Genomic DNA, 2265 nt, shown 5'->3' with positions numbered 1-2265 from the left:
GCTGGCAAGCCAGCTCCCACGGGTACAGCGGTGATTTCAGGGGCAGCGCAATCCCTGTGGGAGCTGGCTTGCCAGCGAAGGCCTCACCCCTATTTGGAAAGAAACCGCATCCCTTCCTCCAACCCCCGCAAGGTCAGCGGGAACATCCGGTCCTCCACCAGCTCGCGCACGATGTTGGTCGAGGCGGTGTAGCCCCAGGTGTCCTTGGGGTACGGGTTGATCCAGATGAGCTTCTTGTACTTCTCCATGAAGCGCTGCATCCACACATACCCGGCCTCTTCGTTCCAGTGCTCGACACTGCCACCGGGCTGGGTGATCTCGTAGGGCGCCATCGCCGCATCGCCCACGAATATCACTTTGTAGTCGGCGCCGTACTTGTGCAGCAGGTCCATCGTGGAGGTGCGCTCCGACGTGCGGCGCAGGTTGTTCTTCCACACCGACTCGTACACGAAGTTGTGAAAGTAGTAGTACTCCAGGTGCTTGAACTCGGTCTTGCAGGCCGAGAACAGCTCTTCGCAGATCTTCACGTGGGCGTCCATCGAGCCGCCGATGTCGAACAGCAGCAACAGCTTCACGCTGTTGCGCCGCTCCGGGCGCATCTGGATGTTGAGCAGCCCGGCATCGCGCGCGGTATGGTCGATGGTGCCGTCGATATCCAGTTCTTCGGCCGCGCCCTGGCGGGCGAACTTGCGCAGCCGGCGCAGTGCCAGCTTGATGTTGCGCGTGCCCAGCTCTACACCGTCATCCAGGTTCTTGTACTCGCGCTGGTCCCACACCTTGACCGCCTTGCCCTGGCGCTTGCCGGCATCGCCCACGCGTATGCCCTCGGGGTTGAAGCCGCCCGAACCGAACGGGCTGGTGCCGCCGGTGCCGATCCACTTGTTGCCGCCGGCATGGCGTTCCTTCTGTTCTTCCAGGCGCTTCTTGAATTCCTCGATCAGCTTGTCCAGGCCCCCCAGCGACTGGATCTGCGCACGTTCTTCATCGCTCAGCGAACGCTCGAATTCCTTGCGCAGCCAGTCTTCGGGAATCAACGCCTCCAGGTGTCGGTCGAGGTTTTCCAGGCCCTTGAAGTAGGCCGAGAACGCGCGGTCGAACTTGTCGAAGTGGCGCTCGTCCTTGACCAGGAGCGCGCGCGCCAGGTAGTAGAATTCGTCCATGTCGGCGAAGGTCACGCGCTGCTTGAGTGCATTGAGCAGGTCGAGCAGTTCGCGCACCGACACCGGCACCTTGGCCGCGCGCATTTCGTTGAACAGGTTCAGCAGCATGGCAGTCGACCCCGTTGGCTCAGCGGTTGCCGCGCCGGCTCATGAAGGCCAGGCGTTCGAGCAACTGCACATCCTGCTCGTTCTTGACCAGCGCACCGGCCAGTGGCGGGATAGCCTTGGTCGGGTCGCGCTCGCGCAGCACCGCTTCGCCGATATTGTCGGCCATCAGCAACTTGAGCCAGTCGACCAGCTCGGAGGTCGAGGGCTTCTTCTTCAGGCCCGGCACCTTGCGCACATCGAAGAACACGTCCAGCGCTTCGCTGACCAGGTCCTGCTTGATGTTGGGGTAGTGCACGTCGACGATCTGCTGCAGCGTGGCGCGGTCGGGGAAGGCGATGTAGTGGAAGAAGCAGCGACGCAGGAAGGCGTCGGGCAGTTCCTTTTCGTTGTTGGAGGTAATGATGATGATCGGGCGTTGCTTGGCCTTGATCGTCTCGTCGGTCTCGTAGACGTAGAACTCCATCTTGTCGAGTTCCTGCAACAGGTCGTTGGGGAACTCGATGTCGGCCTTGTCGATTTCGTCGATCAGCAGGATGACCCGCTCATCGGCCTCGAAGGCCTCCCACAGCTTGCCTTTCTTCAGGTAGTTGCGCACATCGTGCACCTTGTCCACGCCCAGTTGCGAGTCGCGCAGGCGGCTGACCGCGTCGTACTCGTACAGACCCTGGTGGGCCTTGGTGGTGGACTTGATGTGCCAGGTGATCAGCTTGGCGCCGAAGGCCTCGGCCAGTTGTTCGGCGAGCATGGTTTTGCCGGTGCCGGGCTCGCCCTTGACCAGCAAGGGGCGCTCCAGGGTGATCGCCGCATTGACCGCCAGTTTCAGGTCGTCTGTGGCGACGTACGCGCTGGTGCCTTCGAACTTCATGTGCCGATCCTCAAAAATGGTCATTGCGTGACTATAACGCGGGGGTTGCGTGGCTGTGAACGCGGACGGGGTATTCAGTCTGTGGATGATCAGTCATGTATTGGCTTGGTGCTTGCGGCCCTTTCGCTGGCA

Annotated in this window: 2 protein-coding genes; both read right to left on the bottom strand. The window is 61.5% G+C overall.

Annotation, left to right across the window (positions count from 1 at the left end):
• Window positions 1-89: 89 nt before the first annotated feature.
• Window positions 90-1268: a vWA domain-containing protein gene (locus tag G3436_RS24140; protein WP_163950348.1), complete on the bottom strand. Its 1179-nt coding sequence runs from the start codon at window positions 1266-1268 to the stop codon at window positions 90-92.
• A gap of 19 nt (window positions 1269-1287) precedes the next feature.
• The gene (locus G3436_RS24135; protein ID WP_163950346.1) at window positions 1288-2133 is read right to left on the bottom strand and encodes an AAA family ATPase; all 846 of its coding nucleotides are present in this window, start codon (window positions 2131-2133) and stop codon (window positions 1288-1290) included.
• Window positions 2134-2265: the final 132 nt, after the last annotated feature.

Origin of the sequence: Pseudomonas brassicae (assembly GCF_010671725.1) — a bacterium.
Taxonomy (GTDB): domain Bacteria; phylum Pseudomonadota; class Gammaproteobacteria; order Pseudomonadales; family Pseudomonadaceae; genus Aquipseudomonas; species Aquipseudomonas brassicae.
This window is presented reverse-complemented; position numbering and strand designations above follow the sequence as displayed.

What these genes read in the sequence shown, in the direction of transcription:
- G3436_RS24140 (WP_163950348.1), bottom strand. Translation starts at nt 1,268, where the DNA reads ATGCTGCTGAACCTGTTCAACGAAATGCGCGCGGCCAAGGTGCCGGTG.
- G3436_RS24135 (WP_163950346.1), bottom strand. Translation starts at nt 2,133, where the DNA reads ATGAAGTTCGAAGGCACCAGCGCGTACGTCGCCACAGACGACCTGAAA.